Annotated in this window: 27 protein-coding genes; 15 read left to right on the forward strand and 12 right to left on the reverse strand. The window is 67.7% G+C overall.

Features of this window, described 5'->3' with window-relative positions; all coding sequences use genetic code 11:
* Positions 1–79 precede the first annotated feature (79 nt).
* From ilvC to miaA, 4 genes are all read right to left on the reverse strand, one after another.
* Positions 80–1,099, reverse strand: coding sequence for a ketol-acid reductoisomerase (ilvC, locus tag O3305_RS01055; protein ID WP_184167759.1), 1,020 nt, complete (start codon positions 1,097–1,099; stop codon positions 80–82).
* A gap of 120 nt (positions 1,100–1,219) precedes the next feature.
* Positions 1,220–1,735 carry an acetolactate synthase small subunit gene (gene ilvN, locus O3305_RS01060; protein ID WP_184167756.1) on the reverse strand — a complete coding sequence of 172 codons (516 nt, stop codon included), beginning with the start codon at positions 1,733–1,735 and terminating at the stop codon, positions 1,220–1,222.
* A 4-nt stretch (positions 1,736–1,739) separates the two neighbouring features.
* Positions 1,740–3,491, reverse strand: coding sequence for a biosynthetic-type acetolactate synthase large subunit (gene ilvB, locus O3305_RS01065; RefSeq protein WP_269574786.1), 1,752 nt, complete (start codon positions 3,489–3,491; stop codon positions 1,740–1,742).
* An 80-nt stretch (positions 3,492–3,571) separates the two neighbouring features.
* Complete coding sequence (gene miaA, locus O3305_RS01070; RefSeq protein ID WP_269574787.1) at positions 3,572–4,501, reverse strand: tRNA (adenosine(37)-N6)-dimethylallyltransferase MiaA; 930 nt, start codon at positions 4,499–4,501, stop codon at positions 3,572–3,574.
* Between miaA and serB the strand changes: the two genes are divergently transcribed.
* Positions 4,494–5,372 carry a phosphoserine phosphatase SerB gene (gene serB, locus O3305_RS01075; protein WP_269574788.1) on the forward strand — a complete coding sequence of 293 codons (879 nt, stop codon included), beginning with the start codon at positions 4,494–4,496 and terminating at the stop codon, positions 5,370–5,372. The two genes, miaA and serB, sit on opposite strands and share 8 nt — an antisense overlap.
* Positions 5,373–5,468: 96 nt before the next feature.
* Here the strand turns inward: serB and O3305_RS01080 are convergent, their stop codons facing one another.
* Both O3305_RS01080 and O3305_RS01085 read right to left on the reverse strand, forming a co-directional pair.
* Entirely contained in the window at positions 5,469–6,260 is a 792-nt protein-coding gene (locus O3305_RS01080) for a MipA/OmpV family protein (protein ID WP_269574789.1), read from the reverse strand.
* 255 nt (positions 6,261–6,515) lie between these two features.
* Positions 6,516–7,457 (reverse strand): SPOR domain-containing protein, encoded by a 942-nt coding sequence (locus O3305_RS01085; RefSeq protein WP_269574790.1) that lies wholly within the window; start codon positions 7,455–7,457, stop codon positions 6,516–6,518.
* Positions 7,458–7,631: 174 nt separating this feature from the next.
* Here O3305_RS01085 and O3305_RS01090 point away from each other — a divergent pair, with 174 nt between their 5' ends.
* The 5 genes from O3305_RS01090 (at position 7,632) to O3305_RS01110 (ending at position 11,061) form a co-directional block, all read left to right on the forward strand.
* Positions 7,632–8,345, forward strand: a complete 714-nt coding sequence (locus O3305_RS01090) for an AAA family ATPase (RefSeq protein ID WP_269574791.1) — start codon at positions 7,632–7,634, stop codon at positions 8,343–8,345.
* Complete coding sequence (locus tag O3305_RS01095) at positions 8,345–8,953, forward strand: hypothetical protein (RefSeq protein ID WP_269574792.1); 609 nt, start codon at positions 8,345–8,347, stop codon at positions 8,951–8,953. The genes O3305_RS01090 and O3305_RS01095 overlap by 1 nt, the downstream gene beginning before the upstream one ends.
* Positions 8,954–8,963: 10 nt before the next feature.
* Positions 8,964–10,343 (forward strand): SPOR domain-containing protein, encoded by a 1,380-nt coding sequence (locus O3305_RS01100; RefSeq protein ID WP_269574793.1) that lies wholly within the window; start codon positions 8,964–8,966, stop codon positions 10,341–10,343.
* 143 nt (positions 10,344–10,486) lie between these two features.
* A complete protein-coding gene (locus O3305_RS01105) occupies positions 10,487–10,672 on the forward strand; it encodes a hypothetical protein (RefSeq protein ID WP_184167734.1) in 186 nt (61 codons plus the stop codon).
* Complete coding sequence (locus O3305_RS01110) at positions 10,669–11,061, forward strand: DUF1801 domain-containing protein (RefSeq protein WP_269574794.1); 393 nt, start codon at positions 10,669–10,671, stop codon at positions 11,059–11,061. The genes O3305_RS01105 and O3305_RS01110 overlap by 4 nt, the downstream gene beginning before the upstream one ends.
* Positions 11,062–11,224: 163 nt before the next feature.
* Here the strand turns inward: O3305_RS01110 and O3305_RS01115 are convergent, their stop codons facing one another.
* Entirely contained in the window at positions 11,225–11,620 is a 396-nt protein-coding gene (locus tag O3305_RS01115) for a hypothetical protein (protein ID WP_269574795.1), read from the reverse strand.
* 89 nt (positions 11,621–11,709) lie between these two features.
* Here O3305_RS01115 and O3305_RS01120 point away from each other — a divergent pair, with 89 nt between their 5' ends.
* A complete protein-coding gene (locus tag O3305_RS01120) occupies positions 11,710–12,330 on the forward strand; it encodes a DJ-1/PfpI family protein (protein ID WP_269574796.1) in 621 nt (206 codons plus the stop codon).
* 111 nt (positions 12,331–12,441) lie between these two features.
* On the opposite strand, the gene O3305_RS01125 is transcribed toward O3305_RS01120, so the two are convergent.
* Together O3305_RS01125 and O3305_RS01130 are read right to left on the reverse strand one after the other, a co-directional pair.
* Entirely contained in the window at positions 12,442–13,632 is a 1,191-nt protein-coding gene (locus O3305_RS01125) for an amidohydrolase family protein (protein WP_269574797.1), read from the reverse strand.
* Positions 13,633–13,747: 115 nt separating this feature from the next.
* Complete coding sequence (locus O3305_RS01130) at positions 13,748–14,737, reverse strand: aspartate carbamoyltransferase catalytic subunit (RefSeq protein ID WP_269574798.1); 990 nt, start codon at positions 14,735–14,737, stop codon at positions 13,748–13,750.
* 138 nt (positions 14,738–14,875) lie between these two features.
* On the opposite strand from O3305_RS01130, the gene O3305_RS01135 reads away from it, so the two are divergent.
* Together O3305_RS01135 and O3305_RS01140 are read left to right on the forward strand one after the other, a co-directional pair.
* Positions 14,876–15,664: a hypothetical protein gene (locus tag O3305_RS01135; protein WP_269574799.1), complete on the forward strand. Its 789-nt coding sequence runs from the start codon at positions 14,876–14,878 to the stop codon at positions 15,662–15,664.
* Between the two features lie 93 nt (positions 15,665–15,757).
* Complete coding sequence (locus O3305_RS01140) at positions 15,758–16,018, forward strand: hypothetical protein (RefSeq protein ID WP_269574800.1); 261 nt, start codon at positions 15,758–15,760, stop codon at positions 16,016–16,018.
* On the opposite strand, the gene ruvX is transcribed toward O3305_RS01140, so the two are convergent.
* Positions 16,015–16,476: a Holliday junction resolvase RuvX gene (gene ruvX, locus O3305_RS01145; protein WP_269574801.1), complete on the reverse strand. Its 462-nt coding sequence runs from the start codon at positions 16,474–16,476 to the stop codon at positions 16,015–16,017. The genes O3305_RS01140 and ruvX overlap by 4 nt on opposite strands.
* Positions 16,477–16,499: 23 nt before the next feature.
* On the reverse strand, positions 16,500–17,609 hold the full coding sequence (locus O3305_RS01150) for a DUF3089 domain-containing protein (protein ID WP_269574802.1): 1,110 nt from the start codon (positions 17,607–17,609) through the stop codon (positions 16,500–16,502).
* A gap of 198 nt (positions 17,610–17,807) precedes the next feature.
* Here O3305_RS01150 and gatC point away from each other — a divergent pair, with 198 nt between their 5' ends.
* From gatC to O3305_RS01180, 6 genes are read left to right on the forward strand one after another with little or no spacing between them, the layout of a single operon-like run.
* Positions 17,808–18,095 carry an Asp-tRNA(Asn)/Glu-tRNA(Gln) amidotransferase subunit GatC gene (gatC, locus tag O3305_RS01155; RefSeq protein WP_183994508.1) on the forward strand — a complete coding sequence of 96 codons (288 nt, stop codon included), beginning with the start codon at positions 17,808–17,810 and terminating at the stop codon, positions 18,093–18,095.
* Positions 18,095–19,579: an Asp-tRNA(Asn)/Glu-tRNA(Gln) amidotransferase subunit GatA gene (gene gatA, locus O3305_RS01160; protein ID WP_269574803.1), complete on the forward strand. Its 1,485-nt coding sequence runs from the start codon at positions 18,095–18,097 to the stop codon at positions 19,577–19,579. The genes gatC and gatA overlap by 1 nt, the downstream gene beginning before the upstream one ends.
* A gap of 1 nt (position 19,580) precedes the next feature.
* A complete protein-coding gene (locus tag O3305_RS01165) occupies positions 19,581–19,736 on the forward strand; it encodes a hypothetical protein (RefSeq protein ID WP_184167707.1) in 156 nt (51 codons plus the stop codon).
* The gene (gene gatB, locus O3305_RS01170) at positions 19,733–21,238 is read left to right on the forward strand and encodes an Asp-tRNA(Asn)/Glu-tRNA(Gln) amidotransferase subunit GatB (protein WP_184167704.1); all 1,506 of its coding nucleotides are present in this window, start codon (positions 19,733–19,735) and stop codon (positions 21,236–21,238) included. Before O3305_RS01165 ends, gatB begins: the two co-directional genes overlap by 4 nt.
* Positions 21,239–21,257: 19 nt before the next feature.
* Positions 21,258–21,863, forward strand: coding sequence for a hypothetical protein (locus O3305_RS01175; RefSeq protein WP_269574804.1), 606 nt, complete (start codon positions 21,258–21,260; stop codon positions 21,861–21,863).
* Positions 21,860–22,504, forward strand: coding sequence for a peptidylprolyl isomerase (locus tag O3305_RS01180; protein ID WP_269574805.1), 645 nt, complete (start codon positions 21,860–21,862; stop codon positions 22,502–22,504). The genes O3305_RS01175 and O3305_RS01180 overlap by 4 nt, the downstream gene beginning before the upstream one ends.
* Before the next feature lie 9 nt (positions 22,505–22,513).
* Here the strand turns inward: O3305_RS01180 and O3305_RS01185 are convergent, their stop codons facing one another.
* Complete coding sequence (locus O3305_RS01185; RefSeq protein WP_269574806.1) at positions 22,514–23,218, reverse strand: Crp/Fnr family transcriptional regulator; 705 nt, start codon at positions 23,216–23,218, stop codon at positions 22,514–22,516.
* Positions 23,219–23,246: the final 28 nt, after the last annotated feature.

Genomic DNA, 23,246 nt, shown 5'->3' on the forward strand with positions numbered 1-23,246 from the left:
TGGCAGCGATTGCCGCACGCATTGCGGCACCGGAGAAAAGGGCCGAGGCCGGCGCGCACCGCCGACCTCGGCAAAGCGATTAGTTCTTGGTCTGATCGACCAGCTTGTTGGCGCCGATCCACGGCATCATCGCGCGCAGCTCGCTGCCGACCTGCTCGATCTGGTGACGCTTGGCGGCGATGCGGCTGGCCTTGAGCTCGGGCTGGCCGGCGCGGTTGTCGAGCACGAAATCCTTCACGAAGCGGCCCGACTGGATGTCGGCGAGGACGCGCTTCATTTCCTTCTTGGTCTCTTCGGTGATGATGCGCGGGCCGGTCTTGATGTCGCCGTACTCGGCGGTGTTCGAGATCGAGTAGCGCATGTTGGCGATGCCGCCCTCATACATCAGGTCGACGATCAGCTTGAGCTCGTGGAGGCACTCGAAATAGGCCATTTCGGGCGCGTAGCCGGCCTCGACCAGCGTCTCGAAGCCGGCCTGGACCAGCGCGGTGGCGCCGCCGCAGAGCACGGCCTGCTCACCGAACAGGTCGGTCTCGCATTCCTCGCGGAAATTGGTCTCGATGATGCCCGAACGGCCGCCGCCGACGCCCGAGGCATAGGCGAGGGCGATGTCATGCGCGTTGCCCGATGCGTCCTGATGGATCGCGATCAGGCAAGGCACGCCGCCGCCACGGGCATATTCGCTGCGCACGGTGTGGCCGGGACCCTTGGGCGCGATCATGATCACGTCCACGTCCGACGGGGCCTCGATCAGGCCGAAGTGGATGTTCAGGCCGTGCGCGAAGGCGAGGGCGGCACCGGGGCGGAGATTGCCCTTGATGTCGTTCTCGTAGATCGCGGCCTGGTGCTCGTCGGGTGCGAGGATCATCAGGATGTCGGCCCAGGCGGCGGCTTCCTTGTTCGGCAGCACCTTGAAGCCGGCGCCTTCCGCCTTGGCGGCCGAGGGCGAACCCGGGCGCAGCGCGATCGCGACTTCCTTGACGCCGCTGTCGCGCAGGTTCTGCGCATGGGCATGGCCCTGCGAGCCATAGCCGAGGATGGCGATCTTCTTGTTCGAGATCAGGTTCAGATCGGCGTCGCGATCGTAGTAAACGCGCATGATTGGTTCTTCCTTTTCGTCGCCCCGGCGCTGAGCCGGGGTCCCGCTTCTGTTTGCCCGCTGCGAGAGAAAGCGGGACCCCGGGTCAAGCCCGGGGTGACGGTTAATGGTTATACGCGATCAGGCCGCTTCGGCCCCTCTCGCAATCGCGACGATGCCGGTGCGGGCGATCTCGACTAGGCCGAGGTCGCGCATCAGCTCGACGAACTTGTCGATCTTCTCGGTGCCGCCGGTCACTTCGAAGACGAAGCTGGAGGTGGTCGCGTCGACCACCCGGGCCCGATAGACCTCGGCGAGGCGCAGCGCCTCGATCCGGTGCTCGCCGGTGCCCGCCACCTTCACCAGCGCCAGCTCGCGCTCGACATGCTGGCCGAAGGCGGTGAGGTCGGTGACCTTGTGCACCGGCACCAGCCGCTCGAGCTGGGCGATGATCTGCTCCATCACCGGCGCCGAGGCGTGGGTGACGATGGTGATCCGGCTGATCAGGTCGTCGTCGGTGATCTCGGACACGGTGAGCGAGGAGATGTTGTAGCCCCGCGCGGTGAACAGGCCGGCGATCCGGGCGAGGATGCCCGGCTCGTTGTCGACGATGACCGCGAGCGTGTGCCGCTCGACTGCTTCTTCCTTGATATGCATGGGTTCAGACCAGTGCCTTGGCTTCATCGTCCATCTCGCCCGAGACTTCGGCCGACTGGAGCAGCATTTCGGTATGGGCGGCACCCGACGGGATCATCGGGAAGCAGTTGGCGAGCTTGGCCACGCGGCAATCGACCACCACCGGCCCGTCATAGGCGAGCATCTCGGCGATGCCGGCGTCGAGCTGGTCGCGCGTCTCGATGCGGATGCCCTTCCAGCCATAAGCCTCTGCCAGCTTTACGAAATCCGGGAGGGCGTCCGAGTAGCTCTCCGAATAGCGCGACTGGTAGGTCAGCTCCTGCCACTGGCGGACCATGCCCATATATTCGTTGTTCAGGATGAAGATCTTGACCGGCAGCCGGTACTGGGTCGCGGTGGCCAGCTCCTGGATGTTCATCTGGATCGAGGCTTCGCCGGCGATGTCGATGACCAGCCGGTCGGGGTTGCCGAGCTGGGCGCCGATCGCGGCCGGCAGGCCATAGCCCATCGTGCCCAAACCACCCGAAGTCAGCCACTTGTTGGGATCATCGAAGTGGAAATGCTGGGCCGCCCACATCTGGTGCTGGCCGACTTCGGTGGTGATGATCGGGGACTGGTCCCTGGTCGCCTCCCACAGCGCGCGGATGGCGCGCTGGGGCATGATGGTCTGGGGATCGCTCTCCTGGAACTCGAGGCAGCCGACCTGGCGCCAGCCATGGATACGGCTCCACCATTCGGACAGGTCCGGCTTCGGATGGTGGCGAAGGTGCCACGTATCGAGCATCGCCCGCATCGCCGAACCGACGTCCGCCACGATGGGCAGGTCGACGCGAACGTTCTTGTTGATACTCGAACGGTCAATATCGACGTGGATCTTTGCACTGTTCGGCGAAAAGGCGTCCAGACGGCCGGTGACGCGGTCATCGAAACGGGCGCCCAGGGCGATGATGAGGTCGGCCTGGTTCATCGCCAGATTGGCCTCGTACGTGCCGTGCATCCCCAGCATTCCCAGCCACTTGTCGTCCGAAGCGGGGAAGGCGCCGAGGCCCATCAGCGTCGATGTAACAGGCGCGCCCGTTACATCGGCGAGCTGGCGCAGCAGGCGCGAAGCTTCGGGTCCGGAATTGATGATTCCGCCGCCGGTGTAGAAGATCGGGCGCTCGGCGGCGGCGAGCATATCGACCGCGCGCTCGATCGAGACCATGTCCGGCTCGGTCTGCGGACGATAGGTCTTGTGCGAGATCGGCGCATTCTCGCCGCGCCGTGCGGTGGCGACCTGGACGTCCTTGGGGATGTCGATCACGACCGGGCCGGGGCGGCCGGAAGTTGCGATATAGAAGGCCTCGCGGATCGTCGGCTCGAGCCGGGCGGGATCCTTCACCAGGTAATTATGCTTCGAGCAGTGGCGGGTGATGCCGACCGTGTCCGCTTCCTGGAAGGCATCGGTGCCGATCAGCGCCGTCGGCACCTGGCCGGTGATGACGACCATCGGGATCGAATCCATCAGCGCATCGGTGATCCCGGTGACGGCATTGGTCGCGCCCGGGCCCGAGGTGACGAGGACGACGCCCGGCTTGCCGGTGGCGCGGGCATAGCCCTCCGCCGCGTGCGTCGCCGCCTGCTCATGGCGGACAAGAATATGTTTGATGCGGTCCTGCTTGAAGATCGCATCATAGATCGGAAGCACGGCACCGCCGGGATAGCCGAACATGACTTCCACACCGAGATCGCTCAGCGTCTCGATCAGGATGTCTGCTCCACTCTTCTCGGTCGTCACATCGGCCTCCGTTTGTTGCGGTGCGGGAAACACCGCCGAAGGGCGCTGCTACCCGCACGAAAACTACACGTCAAGCCGAATTATAGCAATTTTCTTTCGAATTGCCCGACGAGTCTGTTTGTTTGTGTCTCATCCGTGCGCTCCCATTCCGGCGGAGGCTGGCGGCGGAACCAGGTGTATTGGCGCTTGGCGTACCGGCGGGTGGCGAGGGAGCCAGCGAAATGCGCCTCGTCGAGGTTACTCTCGCCGGCGAGCGCCAGGCCGATCTCGCGCACGCCGATCGCGCGCAGCACCGGGGCGTCGTCGGGCACGTCGGTGCGGGCGAGCAGCGCCTCGACCTCCGCCTGGGCGACATTGACCATGTGGCGGAAGCGGCGATCGATCCGGTCGGCGAGCCAGGTCTTGTCGGGCAGCAGGATGGTCGCGGCGACGCGGATCTCGTGGCCGATCCCGCCGTGCCGCTCGGCCTGCCACTCGGCGAGCCGCTTGCCGGTGGAGCGCACGACTTCGAGCGCGCGCGAGATGCGCAGCGTGTCGATCGGGCCGAGGCGGGTGGCAGCGTCGGGATCGAGCCGCATGAGCTCGGCGCGGGCCTGTTCGACGGTAAGGGCGCGGACCTCGCTGCGGATCAGCGAATCGATTTCGGGCACCGGGGCGATGCCGTCGAGCAAGGTGCGCATGTACATGCCGGTGCCGCCGACCAGGATGGGGAGGCGGCGGGCTGCATGCGCTTCGTGGATCGCGGCCCGCGCCTCCGCCGCCCAGCGCCCGGCCGAATAGGCTTCGGCGCCGTCGACATGGCCGAACAGCAGGTGCGGCGCGCGCTTCTCTTCCTCGACACTGGGGCGGGCGGTGAGCACGCGCAGATCGGCATAGACCTGCATCGAATCCGCGTTGATGACGACGCCATTGTGTTTTTCGGCGAGGGCGAGCGCGAGCGCGGACTTGCCGCTCGCGGTCGGCCCTGCGATGAGCGCCACCATTGGCAGTTCAGGGGATCCGATGTTCATCGCGACGCTTATAGCAGATGGTCTGGCCGCAGGGCAGCTTTCGGAAGCCACTGACCGACTGGCTTCGGTGCATTGCGGACCCGGAAGCGTGCGCTGGATCGATGAGGGCCGCGCAGCGGACCTGGAATTCAGGGTGCATCCTGATGCGGCGCGGGCGGCTTTGGAAGGTGCGTTCCCCTTCACCGATGTGGCGGTGCAGCCGGCCGAGGGGCGCGCGAAGAAGCTGCTGATCGCCGACATGGACTCCACGATGATCACCGTCGAGTGCATCGACGAGCTGGCCGATTTCGCGGGCATCAAGGCGCAGGTCGCCGAGGTTACCGAGCGGGCGATGCGCGGCGAACTCGATTTCGGCGCGGCGCTGGATGCGCGGGTGGCCCTTTTGAAGGGGCTTTCGGAAAGCGCGATCGAGCAGTGCCTGGCCGAGCGGGTGCGGTTGATGCCGGGGGCCAAGGCGCTGGTTCGGACGATGCGCGCGCGGGGCGCGACCTGCGTGCTGGTGTCGGGCGGGTTCACGCGGTTCGCCGAGCCGGTGGGCAGCGAGATCGGTTTTCACCGGATGATCGCCAACCGGCTGGTGATTGCGGATGGCGTGCTGACGGGCGAGGTCGAGAAGCCGATCGTCGATAGCGCGACGAAGCTCGATACGCTGCTGGCGGTGCGCGGCGAGCTGGGACTTGGTGCTCCGGACACGCTCGCGGTGGGCGACGGCGCCAACGACCTCGCGATGATCCGCGAGGCGGGGCTGGGGGTTGCGTACCACGCCAAGCCGATCGTCGCGGCGGCGGCGGGGGTGCGGGTCGATCATGGCGACCTGACCGCGCTGCTGTATGCGCAGGGGATTGGGGCGAAGGACTGGGTGGAGGCTTGAGGCTCCACACTCCCCAGTTCCCCTCCTTTCAGGGAGGGGAGCCAGGTTGTGCCCGGCGAAAGCGGGAGAGGGCGAAGAGGAAAGTCGCGCGTCGCCTCAGCGCACGCCCTTGCCGAAGGTGAAGCTCAGGCCCAGGCCACCGGAGAACTGGTCGCGGCTGCCATAGGGCTTCGTCGTCAGCGGTGAATCCGCGCCGTCGCCGGTCAGACGGTCGTAGCGGGCATAGCCGTAGACGCCCCAGTGGCGGCTGAACTGGCGGGTGGCGGTGCTGCTCACGCCGAGCGCATGGACTGCGCTGCCGTCTGCCCGGTAGACCGGCAGGCCGGTGCGGGCCGCGACCGCGGGGGTGACGTCGAAATAGGCGCGGCGGTATTTCGCGTCGGACAGGGTGACGCGCGGGCCGATCGCGACCAGCCATTTGTCGCCGTCACGCATGACATAGTCGAGGCCGGCGCTGCCGATCAGGCCCTTGTGGCCGTTGACGCCCTGGCGCAGCTCGGTGTGGAGGCGCAGCGATCTGGCCAGCCAATATTGGGCATAGCCGCCCAGCTCGACCGTGGTGCCGACCTCGTCGATCTGAGCACCGGCTTCCTTGCGGTGGCGCGAGCCCTGGAAATTGGCGGCGGGGCCGATCTCGAACCCGCCCGACTTGAACGCCGCGAAGCCGAAGCTGTCATCCGCTGCCTCGAAGGGGAAGGGATCGTCGCCGCGGGCGATCGCGACATCGACCAGCGGGCTGAGCTGGACCTTGTCCGAACCCGGATAATTGGGCGAGAGCTGCGGGCCGAGCGAGACGCGGTAGCGCTTGGGCGGCTTGCTCTCTCCTTCCTGCGCATGGGCGGGAAGGGCGAGGGCGAGCAAAGGCGCGAGCGCGAGGAAGCGGATCATTGCGCCCTAACGCCACGATCCGGCTTTTGTTGCAACTGCGATATGACCGAAGCGGTTCGGGTTTGCGGCAATGCGAGTTCGGGTTTGCCGTTTCCCAAGTCTCCAACGTCATCCCCGCGCAGGCGGGGATCCATTGTCACTGAGTACTGTGGGTCTCACCCAAGCCAGCCAGAATGGATCCCCGCCTGCGCGGGGATGACGGGGAATATTCGCGGGATCCCGGCTCAAGGCCGGGATGACGAGAATGGGAAGGCGCTAGTTGCTGACCGGCACGCAGGGGGTGAGGCCGCGACAGGCACCTGCCGCCTCGGCGCGGCTGGCGAACGGGCCGACCAGCACCTTGGTGAGACTGCCCGCCTTCACATAGCTGACCGAGCGGCCGGGGAAGCGGCCGCCGACCTGGCTCCACAGCTTGCGGGCATTGCCGGGATCGCCGAACGCGCCGAGCTGGAGGCGCCAGCCGCCGTCGCGGATCGCAGCGGCTGCAGGGACGGGCTGGGTGCGGACCGGGGCCGGCACCGGCGTGGGCGTGGCGCGCGGGGGCGTGCGGATCGGGACGGTGCGCGGCGGCGCGGCACTGGCGACTTCGACGGGCGGCGGGTTGCCGCCGGGCAGCGGCGCGCGATTGGCCTCTTCCTCATATTTGCGTGCGAGGGCGAGGCCGGCCTGGCGGTCCTGCACGGTCATGTACTTGTCCATCTGCGCGATCGCGCCCGAGGCCTCGGCCAGGCCCGACTGCGAGGAGCGGGTCACCAGCGCATAGGCGCGGATCCAGTCCTTCTGGACGATGTCGCCGTTGAAATACATGGTGCCGAGAACATACTGGGCGCGGGGATCGCCGCGGCCGGCGGCGCGCTGGAGCCACGACGCGGCGGCATCGCGCTTGCCATTGGCGAACAGGGCGAGGGCATAGCTGGCCTGGGCCTGCTCATGGCCCTGGGCAGCGGCCTTGCCATACCAGGTCTCGGCCTGGTTGAGATCGGCCTTGACCCCGCGACCGAGCTTATAGGCCTGGCCGAGGTTGAACTGCGCGTCGGCATCGCCCTTCATCGCCGGGCCGCGCCAGCGATCGACGGCGGTCTTGTAGTCGCCGCGCTCCCAGGCCTCCACGCCCGCCTTCACCGGATTGTCCTGCGCGAGCGCAAGCGGGGCGGCCAGTGCCAGCCCGGCAACAGCGATCAACCCAAGCAGCTTCATGCGACCTTCGACTCCCACCCCGGATGAATGGCTAAATGGCAGTTAACCATCATTTGTGAAAGAAATCCTTAGCCCGTCTTCTCCGGAGAATCCCGGGGCGGAACGCTGTTAACGCATTCTTAGACGACCGCATGGCATCCCCACGCTCGGGTAACTGGTATTTCGAGGGGGTTCATGCGCGTTCTCGCGTTGGCATCGCAGAAAGGCGGATCCGGCAAGACGACCTTGTCGGGCCATCTCGCCGTGCAGGCGGAACGGGCGGGCTGCGGCCCGGTCGTGCTGATCGACATCGATCCCCAGGGCTCGCTGGCCGACTGGTGGAACGAGCGCGAGACGGATCTTCCGGCTTTCGCGCAGACCACGGTCGCGCGGCTCGCCTCGGACCTCGAGATCCTGCGCCAGCAGGGTTTCAAGCTGGCGGTGATCGATACCCCGCCGGCGATCACCATGGCGATCCAGAGCGTGATCGCGGTGGCCGAGCTCATCGTCATTCCGACCCGCCCGTCGCCGCATGACCTGCGCGCCGTGGGCGCCACGGTCGACCTGTGCGACCGCGCGGGCAAGCCGCTGATCTTCGTGGTCAACGCCGCGACGCCCAAGGCGCGGATCACCAGCGAGGCCGCCGTCGCGCTGTCGCAGCACGGCACGGTCGCGCCGATCACGCTGCACCACCGCACCGATTTCGCGGCCTCGATGATCGACGGCCGCACCGTGATGGAAGTCGACCCGAACGGGCGCTCGGCCGGCGAGGTCGAGGCGCTGTGGACCTATATCAACGACCGGCTGGAGAAGAACTTCCGCCGCACCGTGTTCGCGACTCCGGCCGCGGTGAACCAGTTCGGCGCGTCGCGCCCGGGTGGCGGCTTTGGCCGCCGGGTGGTGAGCTGATGTTCGGCACGCCCAAACCCACCGCTTCGCTCTCCTCGAGCCTGCTCGCCCGCAAGGGCCAGGCGCGGCCGGCGATGCGCCCGCAGGGCTTTGTCGGGATGAACCCGGCCACCGCCCAGGACGATCTCGGCTGGAACGACATGGGCGACGAGAGCGCCCAGCCGCAGCAGTTCGCGCCCGAGCCGGCGCCGATGCCTGCGCCCAAGCCGCAGGTGCTGCGCCAGATCGAGCAGCTCGACGAGCGGTTCAGCCAGCCGGCCCCGGTGCCCGCACCGGTACCGGTGACCCGGCCGCGCGTGCCCGCACTGCCGCCGGTGGTGGAGGAGGTTGCCGAGCCGGCTCCGGTCGTGGCTTCGGCTCCCGCTCCGCAGGCCCCGGCGCTTGCTCCGGCTGCTGCCGAGCGGCTCGCCCGCGAAGTGGCCAGGAAATCAAAGGCGGCGTTCACGCTCCGCCTCGACAATGACCGGCATTTGCGACTGCGCCTCGCATCGGCCGTAACCAACCGTTCGGCGCAGCAGATCGTGACCGAGGCGCTCGACGCCTTTCTCGAATCGCTGACCGAGGTCGAGACGCTCGCGCGTCAGGTCGGCCCGGCCGGGAACCGGTAAGGACTGGATGATGAAGATCCGTAGCAAGCTCGTGATCGGCCTTTCGGCGCTGGCCGCCGGCGGTACGCTGGCAGCCGGCATTACGACCCAGGGCTTCGCGCTCTCGGCCTTCGCGACCGACGCGCCCAACGCCAAGAAGGCCGCGCAGGAAGCCGGGGCCGCGCGCAAGGCTATCGCGAAACGCAAGGCGGGCGACGCCGTCGCCCATGCCGAGGCCGCGGTGGCCAACGACCCGCAGAACGCCGAATATCGCGCGCTGCTCGGCCAGGCCTATCTGCTCGCCGGCCGCTTCGCCTCGGCGAACCAGGCGCTGGCCGACACGCTGACGCTCAACCCGGGCGACGGCCGCGCCGCGCTCAACCTGGTGCTCGCCAAGATCGCCGGTGGCGACTGGCCGGGCGCGCGCGCGATGCTCGACAGCCATGAGGACACGATCCCCGCCGCCGATCGCGGCCTGGCCTATGCGCTGGCCGGCGATCCGGTGAAGGCCGTCGAGATCCTGGGCCCGGCCGCTCGCGCCGAGGATGCCACCGCCAAGACCCGCCAGAACCTGGCGCTCGCCCTCGCGCTTTCGGGCCGCTGGGCCGAGGCCAAGCAGGTCGCGTCGGTCGACGTCGCGCCGGACCAGCTCAACGCGCGGATGATGCAGTGGGTGAACTTCGCCCGCCCGACCAACGCCTATGACCAGGTCGCCGCGCTGCTCAACGTCACGCCGGTGCAGGACCTCGGCCAGCCGGTGCGCCTGGCGCTGGCGCAGCAGAATGTGATGCTCGCCGCCGCGACGGTGCAGCCGGTGCAGACCGCGCCGGTGCCTGAAGCGGTCGATACCTATATGCCGGGCGTGCCCGCCAATGCCGAGGCGGTTGCCGCCGAGGCCGGCGTCTCGACCGCGGTTGCAGCAGCGGCCCCGGCCGTGGCGGTGACCGAGGCCAATCCGGTGGCCGGCACCAATGCCGGCGTCGTGTTCGGCCCGCGCGCGGAAGTGGTGCAGTCGGTTCCCGTCGCCGCGGTGCGCGCCTCGGCGCCCAGCGTCGCCGTTGCCGCCAAGGCGCCGCGCCTGATCGAGAAGAGCGCGGCGACCGCCAAGCCGGCGCGCGGCAATTTCTATGTCCAGCTCGGCGCCTATGTGAGCCCGGCGGTGGCGCGCGATGCGTGGAACCGCATGGACGATCGCGTCCCGGGCCTTGCCGGCCAGACGCCCTATGGCGCCAAGGTCTCGACCAAGGCGGGCAATTTCTATCGCCTGTCGGTGGGCGGCTATGACCGCAGCGGTGCCAACGCGCTGTGCCAGCAGATCAAGTCGAGCGGCCAGACCTGCTTCGTCCGCGCGGGCGCGGGCGATGCGACTGCCGCCTGGGTGAAGCCGGGCACGCGCCTCGCCGCACGCTAACGAATTTTCCCACTCCCATCGGGAAACAGGAAAGGCCGGGGCGGCGACGCTCCGGCCTTTTTCGTTGGGCTTGACGAATGCATAACTCGATGGTTATGAGAAATGCATAGCCGGAAGGTTATGTATTCGAGGGAGGATATGCCATGCTACGCCAGGTCCACCGCTGGAGCGGGTTCATTTTCAGCATCGCCGCGGTCGTGAACATCATCGCGGTGATCCTGCAGGCCAACGCGCAGTGGCTGGGGCTGCTCGCGGTGCTGCCGCTGCTGGTGCTGTTGCCGACGGGGCTCTACATGTTCGCCAAGCCCTATTTCGCGAGGAACGCATGAGCGAGGACAAGACCGCCGTCGAGCAGATCGACGCCCGCATCGCGGCGCTGGACGACTGGCGCGGCGCGACGCTGGCGAAGGTGCGCGCGATCATCCACGCGGCCGATCCGGAGGTGGAGGAGACCTGGAAATGGCGCGGCGTGCCGGTGTGGGAGCATGCCGGGATTATCTGCACCGGCGAGACCTACAAGGCGGCGGTGAAGCTCACCTTCGCCAAGGGCGCTTCGCTGGAAGACCCTACGGGTCTGTTCAATTCGAGCCTGGACGGGAATGTGCGCCGTGCGATCGACATCCATGAAGGCGAAACGATCGACGAAGCGGCGCTGACGGCGCTGATCCGCGAGGCGGTGGCGGCGAATCTGGCGAAGCCGGCGCGGCGGAAGAAGTAGGTTTCGTCCGTCATCCCCGCGAAGGCGGGGATCCGTTGCCGCCGAGGGTAATGAGACTCTCTTCAGGCAGCCAGAATGGATCCCCGCCTTCGCGGGGATGACGAACAAGGGCGGGGTTCACGGAGAAGAAATGCTGGGGCGAAGGGTATTTGGCCTAGCCCCATCACCGCCGCGCGGCGTCGGCCTCGTCGTACATCGCGCCGATCCGGCGGCGGAAGCCCTTGAAGCCCGCTTCGCGCGTGGCGCGGTCGATACAGGCTTTGGCGATCGGCTCGAGGGCGGCGAGATCCTGGCGGGCCAGTGCCAGTGCCTGTTTCGCCTCGGAAGTTTCCAGCGTGCGCTCGGGCAGGCGCTGCGTGTACCAGGAATTGCCGACGAAGAACGCGCGCCGCGCCTCTGCGGGGGCATTGGTGCGCTCGGCATTCTGGCCGGCGACGCCCAGCACGACCGCGCAGTGGAGCTTGTTCTTCGGGTTGAGGCCGTCGGCTTGCCCGGAGGCGCAGCCGGCAGCGAAAAGCGATCCCGTGAGCAGTGCGGCGGTTTTTATAGGAATAGCCATAACAGGCTGCCTAGGCCGAGGCGATTAATGCATGGTTGCACCGTATGCCGCCTGATAGGACAGGAGGACAGGTTTACGGGAGTCTTCAGGTGCAGATCGCAGTGCTGACATTCGACGGGTTCAACGAGCTCGACAGCTTCGTCGCGGCGGCGATCCTTAACCGGATGAAGGCCAAGGGCTGGATGGCCCACATCACCTGCCCGACTGGGCAGGTCACCTCGATGAACGGCGTTACGGTCACCGCGCAGAAGCCGTTGGAGTTCGCCGCCGAGGCAGATGCGGTGCTGATCGGCAGCGGCTTTCGCACGCGCGAGATCGCGGCGGATGCGGAGATGCTTGCGCGGATCCGGCTTGATCCGGCGCGCCAGCTGATCGGGGCGCAATGCTCGGGCACGCTGCTGCTCGCGAAGCTCGGGCTGATCGGTTCGCTGCCGGCCTGCACCGACCTTACCACCAAGCCCTGGGTGATCGAGGCGGGCGTCGAGGTGATCGACGCGCCGTTCGTGGCGCATGGCAATGTCGCGACTGCTGGCGGCTGCCTGGCCTCGCAATATCTGGCGAGCTGGATGATCGCGCGGGGTTCTTCGCTCGCCGATGCCGAGGCGGCGATCCATTACGTCGCGCCGGTGGGGGAGAAGGAATTGTATGTCGAGCGAGCGATGGGGGTGATCGCGCCGTTTGTCGGGGCGGGCGAGAGGGTTGCTGCGTAACCGTCATCCCGGCGAACGCCGGGATCTCGTGCGGCTCTTGCCCCGCGCCTTCGCCTGAGATCCCGGCTTTCGCCGGGATGACGGGGAGGGCCGGGGTCTACGGCTATTGCGTCACTCGATCTCCCGCCCGCCCTTGAACACGCGGTGGACCTTGCCCTGGACCGGCAGCCCGTCGAACGGGGTGTTGCCGGCGCGGGCCTTCATCTTCGTGCCATCGACCAGCCAGGGGGCGTCCGGGGCGAAGAGGATGAAGTCTGCGGGCTTGCCGGGCTCGAGCGTGCCGGCGTCGAGACCCAGGACGCGCGCCGGATTGGCGGCGAGCAGCTCGAACAGCCGCTCCATCGTCAGCGTGCCGTCGCGGACCAGACCGAGCGAGAGGGCGAGCAGGGTCTCGGCGCCGGACATGCCTTCATCTGCGTCGATGAAGGGCAGTCGCTTGCCTTCCGGGCCGCGTGGGTCATGGCCCGAGGCGATCACGTCGATCGTGCCGTCGGCGAGCGCGGCGAGTACCGCCTGGCGATCGCTTTCGGCGCGCAGCGGCGGCGAGACGCGGGCATAGGTGCGATAGTCGCTGACCGCGATGTCCGACAGCAGCCAGTGCGCCGGAGTGACGCCGCAGGTGACCTTGACGCCGCGGCGCTTGGCCTGGCGGACCAGGTCGAGCCCTGCGGCCGTGGTGACCTGGCGGAAATGGACGCGGGCGCCGGTATCCTCGGCGAGCATCGTGTCGCGGGCGATCGCGAGCGCCTCGGCGATGGCGGGGGCTGCCGCCAGGCCCAGGAGCGTGGCGGTGAGGCCTTCGGTGGCGACGGCGTCGCCCGCGAGGCCGCTGTCCTCGGCATGGGTGATCACGGTGAGGCCGCAATCCCTGGCATAGGCGAGGACCTTGCGCATCACGCCCGCATTCGCGACCGAGCGGCGGCCGGTGGCAACAGCCTTGGCGCCGGCGCTGGCGTTGATCGCCATCTCGGCAAGGTCGGTGCCCTGGAGCCCCCGCGTGGCGGCGGCAAGGGGGTGGACCCACAGATCCGGCTTCCCCATCAGCGCGGCACGGCGGATGATGCCGGGATCGTCGAGGATCGGCGATTGATCGGGCATCAGCCCGACCCGGGTGATGCCGCCGGCGCGGCAGGCGGCACGGTCGACCGCGAACACGCCGAGATCGATGATGCCCGGGGCGAGGGTGAGGCCCTTGCCGTCGATGGTCTCGGCGCCGGTCGTATCGGTGGTGATGGTTTCGCCGGAGAACGCGAAGCTGGTGGTGCCGCCGAGCACGCGGACATTGCTGAAGACGGTGCTCACGCGACTACTCCTTCAGTTCCCCGGCGAAAGCCGGGGCCCAGGGTTTCTCTGCCCTGTCGCTTGTAACCCTGGGGCCCGGCTTTCGCCGGGGAACTGTGATGGAACTGAGGATAGATCATGCCCAGCCCTCCACGCCGCGTTCGGCCCGGGTGAGGACGTCGAGGCAGGCCATGCGGACCGCCACGCCCATCTCGACCTGTTCGGTGATCGCGCTGCGATCCGGATCGTCGGCGACCGAGCTGTCGATCTCGACGCCGCGGTTCATCGGGCCCGGATGCATGACCAGCGCATCGGGCTTGGCGCGCGCCAGCCGCTCGGGGGTGAGGCCGTAGCGGGCGTGGAACTCGCGGGTCGACGGGATGAAGCCGCCGGCCATGCGCTCGTTCTGGACGCGCAGCATCATCACGACATCGGCGCCTTCCAGCGCGGCGTCGAAATCCGTGAACGGCGTGACGTAGAGCCCCTCGATCGCCGGGGGCATCAGCGTGGAGGGCGCGACGACGCGGACCTCGGCGCCGAGCGACGTCAGCGCCAGCATGTTCGAGCGGGCGACACGGCTGTGGAGCAGGTCGCCGCAGATCACCACGCGCTGGCCGGCCACCGAGCCGCGGCGGCGGCGGATGGTGAGTGCGTCGAGCAGCGCCTGGGTCGGATGCTCGTGCCAGCCGTCGCCGGCGTTCAGCACCGGGCAATCGACCTTGTCGGCGATCAGTTGCACCGCGCCCGAGGCCATGTGGCGGATCACGATTACGTCGGCGCGCATCGCGTTGAGCGTAACGGCGGTGTCGATCAGCGTCTCGCCCTTCTTCACCGAACTCTGCGCCGCGTGCATGTTGACCACATCGGCGCCCAGCCGCTTGCCCGCGATCTCGAAGGACAGGAGCGTGCGGGTGCTATTCTCGAAAAAGGCGTTGATCTGGGTGAGCCCCTCGAGCCGGCGGTCGCTGCGGGCGCGCGAGCGGTTCGCTTCGATCCACTGTTCCGCTTCGTCGAGCAGGAACATGATCTCATGGGGCTGGAGACCCGCAATGCCGGTGAGGTGCCGGTGCGGGAAGACGGCGCGGCCCTGTATCTGGGCCGCGGGGCGATGATCTGAGGCTTGCATTAAAGCCGTCGCCTAGACCCCCGGACGCGGTGGCGCAAGGAGTCTCGCATCTGCCGCAAATCGCAGATAGGAATGCGCCCGCGTATCGTTTCGGGGGGAGCGTTCGTGCAGGGCTGGTGGGTTTCGTTTCTCGGCTGGATGACGCGCGATCCCGCGTGGTGGGCGGCGTTCCAGGCCGGGGCCTTCTTCTTCGCATTGGGACTGGTGCTCGTCCTCGCACTGCTGCCCTGGTGGCTGGCACGCGTCGAGCGGGCGCGCTGGCGGCCGATGCGGCAGATGCTGGCGCTGGCGGCGCTGCAGGCGCACCGCGATTGCGGGGAGAATGTGCTGGCGCTGTCGCGCGAATTCTTCCGCGAGAATGGCGCCGCCCCGCTCGACCGGCTGGTCCGCGCACGGGCGGCGATCGAGCGGCAGGCGGCGGACGGGGCGCGGTTCGGGCGGGTAATGGCGGTCTATGCGCCGGCGGTGGATGCCCGGCACGCGGCCCTGCTCGCCGACACCGCGGCGCTGGCGGAGCTGGCCGGACGGACGCTTGCGGGGCTCACGCGCCTCTATCTGGGCCAGGCGACGGTGCGGGTGGGGGCCAATGCGGTGCATGGCGACGATGCGCTGGGCTATGCGCCGGCGCAGCTGGTGTCGCTTTCCTATGTCGGCGAGATGGAAGCACTGGCGGCGGGCTTTGCCGAGACGGCTGCCGGGCATCGTCTCGGCCTGGAAAAGGTGCTGGGGCGCCGGGCGCGCAAGGCGGCGCGGGCGGAGCTGGAGCGGATCGACGCCGATGTCGCGATGCTGGGCGCGGACGTGCGGCGCTTCTGCGGGAAGCTCCAGCCGGTCGATGCGGGGGACGTGACCTACAAGACCCGGGCACAGGGCGAGCGCGGGAGCCGCACGCTCGACGCGCTGATCGCCCGGTTCGATCGACGCTAGGTCGCGTAAGTTAGTTCACAGTTTTCACAAGCTCTAGGCTTGTCAAGGAAAGTGCGTTCGGGAACTCTCCGAAAACAAGCAGGAGAAGAATCCATGCAATATATAATGACGCCTCTCGGTGGGTACGTCTTCGGCAATCAATATACCATGACCCCTCTTGGAGGGTATGTTGGTGGCTCGTCGTACACCATGGCGCCTGATGGAACTTACGTTGGCGGAAATCGCTACGTGATGGCGCCGGACGGAACCTATGTTGGTGGTAGCCGCTACACGATGGCGCCGGACGGAACTTATGTCGGAGGCAGTCAGTATTTGATGACGCCGGATGGCAAGTACGTAGGCAGCGGCGATTAGACGTTCACCAGCGCGTCGATCGCCGCCTGGAGGATGTGCGCGGCGGCCATGTTGTCGATCATCTCGGCGCGGCGGGCGCGGCTGAAATCTTGCTCGATCAGCGTGCGCTCGACCGCGACGGTGGACCAGCGCTCGTCCCAGAGCAGGATCGGCAGGCCGATATCGTCCATGTTGCGGGCAAAGGCGCGGGTGGACTGGGTGCGCGGGCTATCGGTGCCGTCGAGGTTGAGGGGGAGGCCGATCACCATCCCCTTCACCTGCTGCGCGTTCATCAGCGCCTGGAGGGCGGCCTTGTCCTTGGAGAATTTGGTGCGGCGGACGAGCTCGGCGGGGCTCGCGAAGCTCCAGCCGGCGTCGCACAGGGCGGTGCCGATCGTCTTGGTGCCGACGTCGAGGCCGATCAGGCGGCCGCCGGCGGGCAGGGCGGCGCGGAATTCGGCGGAGGCGGTGGTGATCATCGCGGCCTTCTACGTCGCGCCGATCAGAACGGCCAGAACTTGCGCTTGGCCTTGAGCCGCCGCTCGGCATCGGCGCGGACATTGGCCCAGAACAGGCTGTAGTCGAACACATGGTAGTTGTTGCCCGGCAGCACATAGGGGCCGAGGTCCGGCGGGGTGTTGCCGATCATCAGGATGCCGCGTCCCTCGCAGCGGGCAGGGACGAGGTTCTTGCGGAGGGCGGCGCTGGTCAGGTCCTTGCTGGGCAGCAGGCCGCCGAGATTGGCCTCCGCGCCGACGCTGTCGTTCGGTTTTCCGGTGAGCGGGTTGATGCAGAGCATCGGCGTGCCCTTGCGCGGCTGGCCGGTGAAGCCGCTGCTCTGGTCGAAGGTGTCGAGAATCAGCGAAGGGTCGGCGGGGTCGGAGAAGCTCTGCCAGGACAGGATGCAGCCGGTCTCGTCAGGGCCGGAGCAGGCGGGGAGGCCGAGCTTCGGCAGGTCCGCGGTCATCGAGACCGGCCAGCCGACGACATAGGCCGCGACGATGCGCTTCGCGAGCGGCTTGCCTGCCACGCGATCGACCAGCAGACGGGTGAGGTGGAGCGCGCCCTGCGAGTGGCCGGCCAGGATGATCGGACGGTTGCCGGCTTCCCTGAGGAACTGGTCGAACGCCGCCAGCACGTCGCGATAGGCGAAGTCGAGCGCCTGATGCGCCTGTTCCTTGCTGGTGAGGAAGGCGCCGAAGGTCGCTTGGCGATAACGCGGCGCCCAGACCAGCCCGGCGCCGTTGAAGGCGCTCGCCTGGCCGCGCAGGAACAGCTCGGCGCGGGCATTGGCCGCCATGTCGTTGAGCGGCGCGTTCCAGGCAGAGCGATCGAGGAATGACGTAGGGTGGACGAAGAACACCGCGGCGGGCGGGTTCTCGGCGGGCTTGAAGCCTTCGGGCGTCCACAGCGCGGGATTGCCGGGCTTGTCCGGCCGGGCGAGCCAGAGATCGGGCCTGGTGTAATCGCCGGGGGCGGAGAGCTGCACGATGTTCGCGCTGGGCACCATGGCCTGGCGGAGCAGTTCGATGCCCCAGAATCGATAGGCGAAGGTGGCGGCCAGTGCGAGCACGATAAGTCCTACGATGACGTAGAGGAATTTACGGGCCAAGCCCCACTCTCCATTGTGCAATGCAGCATAAAGCCGTTTTGTTGCAATCGCATTCCCGGCGGGCGCGATTTCGCCCGGCGCAACTGCGCTTGCAGGCGCCACCATAAAGCACCGGAAATTCACTTTACCACCCCGCACGGACGAGGGCCACGCAAGCCAGCGCTTGAAGGCGCGGGGCGCGGCTGTTAGGCGCCTCCCATGTCCGTCGATACCGCAACCGTGAAGAAGGTGGCGAGCCTCGCTCGCATCGCGATCAGCGATGCCGATGCCGAGCGCCTCGCGCCCGAACTCAACAACATCCTGGGCTGGATCGAGCAGCTTGGCGAGGTCGATACCTCGTCGGTCGAGCCGATGACCGCCGTGATCCCCAACAAGCTGCGCCTCCGCGAGGACGTAGTGACCGAGGGCAACCAGCGCGACGCCGTGCTGCAGAACGCGCCGCAGGGCGAGCACGGGTTCTTCACCGTGCCGAAGGTGGTCGAATAATGACCGAGATCACCGATCTGGGCGTAGCCGCCCTGCGCGACGGCGTGCGCGCCGGCACCTTCTCGGCCCGCGAAGTGGCCGATGCCTTCATCGTCAAGGTGAGCAAGGCCAAGGCGCTCAACGCGTTCATCGTCGAAACCCCCGAGCATGCGCTCGCCGCTGCCGCTGCCGCCGATGAGGCGCTGGCCAGGGGCGAGGCGCTCAAGCCGCTCGCCGGTGTGCCGATCGGCATGAAGGACCTGTTCGCCACCAAGGGCGTGCAGACCACCGCCGCCAGCCACATGCTGGAAGGCTTCAAACCGGTCTATGAATCGACCGTCTCGCAGAAGCTGTGGGACGCGGGCGCCGGCATGCTCGGCAAGCTCAACCTCGACCAGTTCGCGATGGGCTCGTCGAACGAGACGTCGTATTTCGGCAATGTGATCTCGCCCTGGCGGCGTGGCGGCGGCGACAATGCCCCGCTGGCGCCCGGCGGCTCGTCGGGCGGCAGCTCGGCGGCGATCTCGGCGCGGCTGGTGCCGGGTGCCACCGGCACCGACACCGGCGGCTCGATCCGCCAGCCCGCGGCGTTCACCGGCATCAGCGGCATCAAGCCGACCTATGGCCGCTGCTCGCGCTGGGGCGTGGTCGCCTTCGCCTCGTCGCTGGACCAGGCCGGGCCGATGGCACGCGACGTCAAGGACTGCGCGATCCTGCTCGAGAACATGGTGGGTTTCGATCCCAAGGACTCTACCTCGCTGAACCTGCCGGTGCCGAAGTGGGAAGAGCTGCTTTCGGGCGACCTCAAGGGCAAGAAGATCGGTATTCCCAAGGAATATCGCCTCGACGGCACGCCGGAAGAGATCCTGAAGCTCTGGGACCAGGGCATCGCCTGGGTGAAGGACGCCGGCGCCGAAGTGGTGGAGGTCAGCCTTCCGCACACCAAATACGCGCTGCCGACCTATTACATCATCGCGCCGGCCGAGGCTTCGTCGAACCTCGCCCGCTATGACGGCGTGCGCTATGGCCTGCGCGAGCTGGCTGACGGCCAGAACCTGCAGGAAATGTACGCGGCGACCCGCGCGGCGGGCTTCGGCCCCGAAGTGCAGCGCCGCATCCTGATTGGCACCTATGTGCTGTCGGCGGGCTTCTACGACGCCTATTTCACCCAGGCATCGAAGGTGCGCACGCTGATCGCGCAGGATTTCGAGAATGCGTTCACGGTCTGCGACCTGCTGCTGACCCCGACGGCGCCGTCCTCGGCGTTTGCGCTGGGCGAGAAGTCGGCCGATCCGCTGGCGATGTACCTCAACGACGTGTTCACCGTGCCTGCCAGCCTTGCCGGCCTGCCGGCGATGAGCGTGCCCGCCGGGCTCGACAGCGCCGGGCTGCCGCTCGGCCTGCAGATCATCGGCAAGCCGCTCGACGAGCAGGGCGTGCTGGGTGCCGGCCTTGCGATCGAGCAGCGCGCCGGGTTCACGGCGCGGCCGGAGCAATGGTGGTAAGATGAGTTGGTTCGCCGACATCCTGATCCAGGAGATCGCCAGCTGGTTCGGCGATCTCGGCAGGAAGCGGCGGGATATGGCGCCGGACCCGGATTTCAGGTCCCGGCACAAGCGAATGAAGCGCTCGCCACGGCGGGCGGAGAAGGTCGGTAAATGAGCGAATCCACGTACCGCATCCAGGGCGAAACCGGCGAATGGGAGGTCGTGATTGGCCTCGAAGTCCACGCCCAGGTCACGTCCAACGCCAAGCTCTTCTCGGGCGCGGCCACTGCGTTCGGCGCAGAGCCGAACAGCCAGGTGAGCCTGATCGACGCGGCGATGCCGGGCATGCTGCCCACGCCGAACCAGGAGTGCATCCGCCAGGCGGTGCGCACCGGCATGGCGATCGGCGCGGTGATCAACAAATGGTCGCGCTTCGACCGCAAGAACTATTTCTACGCCGATCTGCCGCAGGGCTATCAGATCAGCCAGCTCTTCCACCCGCTGGTGGGCGAGGGGCAGATCGAGATCAGCCTGGACGACAAGGATCCCGAGGCCAACGTCAAGACGATCGGCATCGAGCGCATCCATGTCGAGCAGGACGCCGGCAAGCTGATGCACGACCAGCATCCGACGCGCTCGTACGTCGATCTCAACCGCGCCGGCGTGGCGCTGATGGAGATCGTGTCGAAGCCGGACATGCGCTCGCCGCAGGAGGCCGGTGCCTATCTGAGCAAGCTGCGCGCGATCCTGCGCTATGTCGGTTCGTGCGACGGCAACATGGACCAGGGCTCGATGCGCGCCGACGTGAATGTCTCGGTCCGCAAGCCGGGCGCCGAGTTCGGCACCCGCACCGAGACCAAGAACGTCAACTCGGTCCGCTTCGTCATGCAGACGGTGGAGATCGAAGCGCGGCGCCAGGTCGAGGTGCTCGAGGCCGGCGGCAAGATTGTCCAGGAAACCCGCCTGTTCGATCCGGACAAGGGCGAGACCCGGTCGATGCGCTCGAAGGAAGACGCGCACGACTATCGCTACTTCCCCGATCCTGACCTGCTGCCGCTTGAGCTGGACGATGCGTTCCTCGAGGAATGCCGCGCCAGCCTGCCCGAGCTGCCCGATGCCAAGCGCCGTCGCTACGAGCAGGCGCTGGGGCTCTCTGCCTATAACGCCGCAACGCTGACCGCCGATGCGGACACCGCCCGCTGGTTCGAAGCGCTGCTCGCCGAGGGCGCGCGCATCCAGAAGAAGGGCGAGCAGGAAGTTGCCCGTGCTTCGGCCAACTGGCTGCTGTCGGACCTGTATGGCGCGCTCAACCGCCTGAACAAGGACCTCGACACCTCGCCGGTGAGCCCGGAGCAGGGCGCCGAGCTGCTGGCGCTGGCCGCCGACGGCACGCTGTCGGGCCCGCTTGCCAAGCAGGTGTTCGAGATCATGCTCGAGACCGGCGATGCGGCGGGGAAGATCGTCGAGGAGCGCGGGCTCAAGCAGACCAGCGACACCGGCGCGATCGAGGCGGTGATCGCGGAGATCCTCGCCAAGAACCCCGGCCAGCTCGAGCAGTATCGCGGCGGCAAGGAAGCGCTGTTCGGTTTCTTCGTCGGCCAGACGATGAAGGCGATGGCGGGCAAGGCCAACCCGGCGGTGGTCAACGAGTTGCTCAAGAAGGCGCTCGCGGGCTGAGGTTGCGAAGGGGAAAGCGATGATCACGATCCTTTCGGCATTGCTTTTCCTTTCTCCCGCGCAGGCGGCGGACTGCAGCTATGACCGCGCGGCACTGATCGCGCTCGACGAGGATCGGTTCGACCAGGACCTGGGCGGTGGCTGGCGGGCGCTGGCGAATCGGGGCTGCGAGCATGCGGCGGCCGAGGCGATTCGCGACTGGCGCGAGGCGCACAAGGCGGAGCTCTCGACGCTCTTCTGGCATGAGGGGCAGATGCGCGCCAATGCCGGCGAGACCGATGCAGCGATCGGGCTGTTCCAACGGGCGCGTAAGCGCACCGGCGGGGACCAGGGGGGTGCCTGGGCGCTCTATGTCGATGGCAGCATCGCGTTCCTGCGCGGGGACAAGGACGGGCTGGAGGCGGCACGCGCGAAGCTCGCCGCCACGCCCAGGCCTGCCGACTTCGACGAAGTGGCGCGCGACGACAAGGGCAAGCCGATCCTGATGCCGGACGGCAGCCCGTGGCGCATCCAGTGGCCGCTCAACCTGGGCGTGCTCGACTCCCTGCGCCGCTGCTGGGGGCAGACCTACAAACAGGCCTATGCCTGCCCGCGGGCCGCCGCGACGAAACAGGAGGGATCATGATCCGGACGCTGACCGCCTGCCTGCTGACCCTGTCGGCGCTTCCGGCCATGGCGCAGACCGCACCGGCCCCGGCGCCCGTTCCGGTGCCGTCGGCGACCCCCGCCAAGCCGCTGCCGCGCGTGGCGCTGACCACCAGTGCCGGGGTAATCACGGTCGAGGTAGACAATGTCCGCGCGCCGATCAGCGGTGGGAATTTCCTGCGCTATGTCGACCAGAAAAGGCTCGATGGCGTGCCCTTCTACCGGGTGGTGAAGGTGCAGGACCATTTCGGCTTCGTGCAGTTCGGCGTGAACGGCGCGCCGGGCAAGGTGCTGCCGCCGATCAAGCATGAGCCGACCACGGTTACCGGCATCAAGCATACCGATTTCACGCTTTCGACCCCGCGCCGCGCGCCGGGGACCGCGCGGGGCGACTTCACCATCCTGCTTGGCGACCAGCCCTCGTTCGATGCCGATCCGAGCAAGCCCGGCGACAATCTGGGCTTCGCGGCCTTTGCCCATGTCGTCGATGGCAAGGATGTGGTCCTCAAGATCTTCGATGCGCCCAACTCGCCCACCGCGACACTGGCCGGCGGCTATTTCAAGGGCGAGATTCCCGCCGCGCCGGTGAAGATCCTCACTGCACGGCGGGTGGCGCCCTAGTTCGCCGGCCTAGTTCGCCGGCTTGTCGAGATAGAGGTACAGCGCGTCGAACTCGGCGAGTCCCTCCAGCGCACCCCGATCATGGACGGTCACCTTGCCGCCGCGGAAATCGGCCAGGCCGGCTTCGCGGAGCTCGCGCAGCACGCGATTCACATGCACACCGGTCAGGCCCAGGCATTCGGCGAACTGGTTCTGGGTGATCGGCAGTCGGAAGCTGTTGCCCTCCGCCGCGCCGACCACGAGCAGGCGCGACTGGAGCTCGCACAGCAGGTGCGCCGCGCGCTCGATCGCATTTCGCCGGCCCAGCGACACTTCCCATTCGCGGTGGATGCTCGCATCGAGGTTGGTCGAGAACCAGAAGGCGCGGGTGAGGCTGGGGAAGCGATTGGTCAGCTCGAGCACGCGGACATGGGGCGCGCGCGCGATCCGGCACGGCGTCAGCGTCATCACATTGTGATCGAGATAGCCGAGCGTGTAGCCGTGCAGGTCGGCGAAATCGCCGGGCACGTGGATGTGGGTGATCTGGCGCTGGCCGTCGCTCAGGTCCTTGTACCGCGCGAGCAGGCCGTCGAGCAGCAGAATCGAGCTGTTGAGCCGCTCGCCACGGCGCACGATCACCTGTTCGGCGGCGAAGTCGATCGGACCGATCAGAGCAGCGCGCAGGGCTTCTTCCTCCGGCTCGCCGATTTCGCAGCGCAGCCGGAGCTTTTTCATGTGCTTGTCTATCATGGGCGCCCGGGCG

The organism is Sphingomonas sp. NIBR02145 (assembly GCF_027359115.1).
GTDB lineage: Bacteria > Pseudomonadota > Alphaproteobacteria > Sphingomonadales > Sphingomonadaceae > Sphingomonas > Sphingomonas kyeonggiensis_A.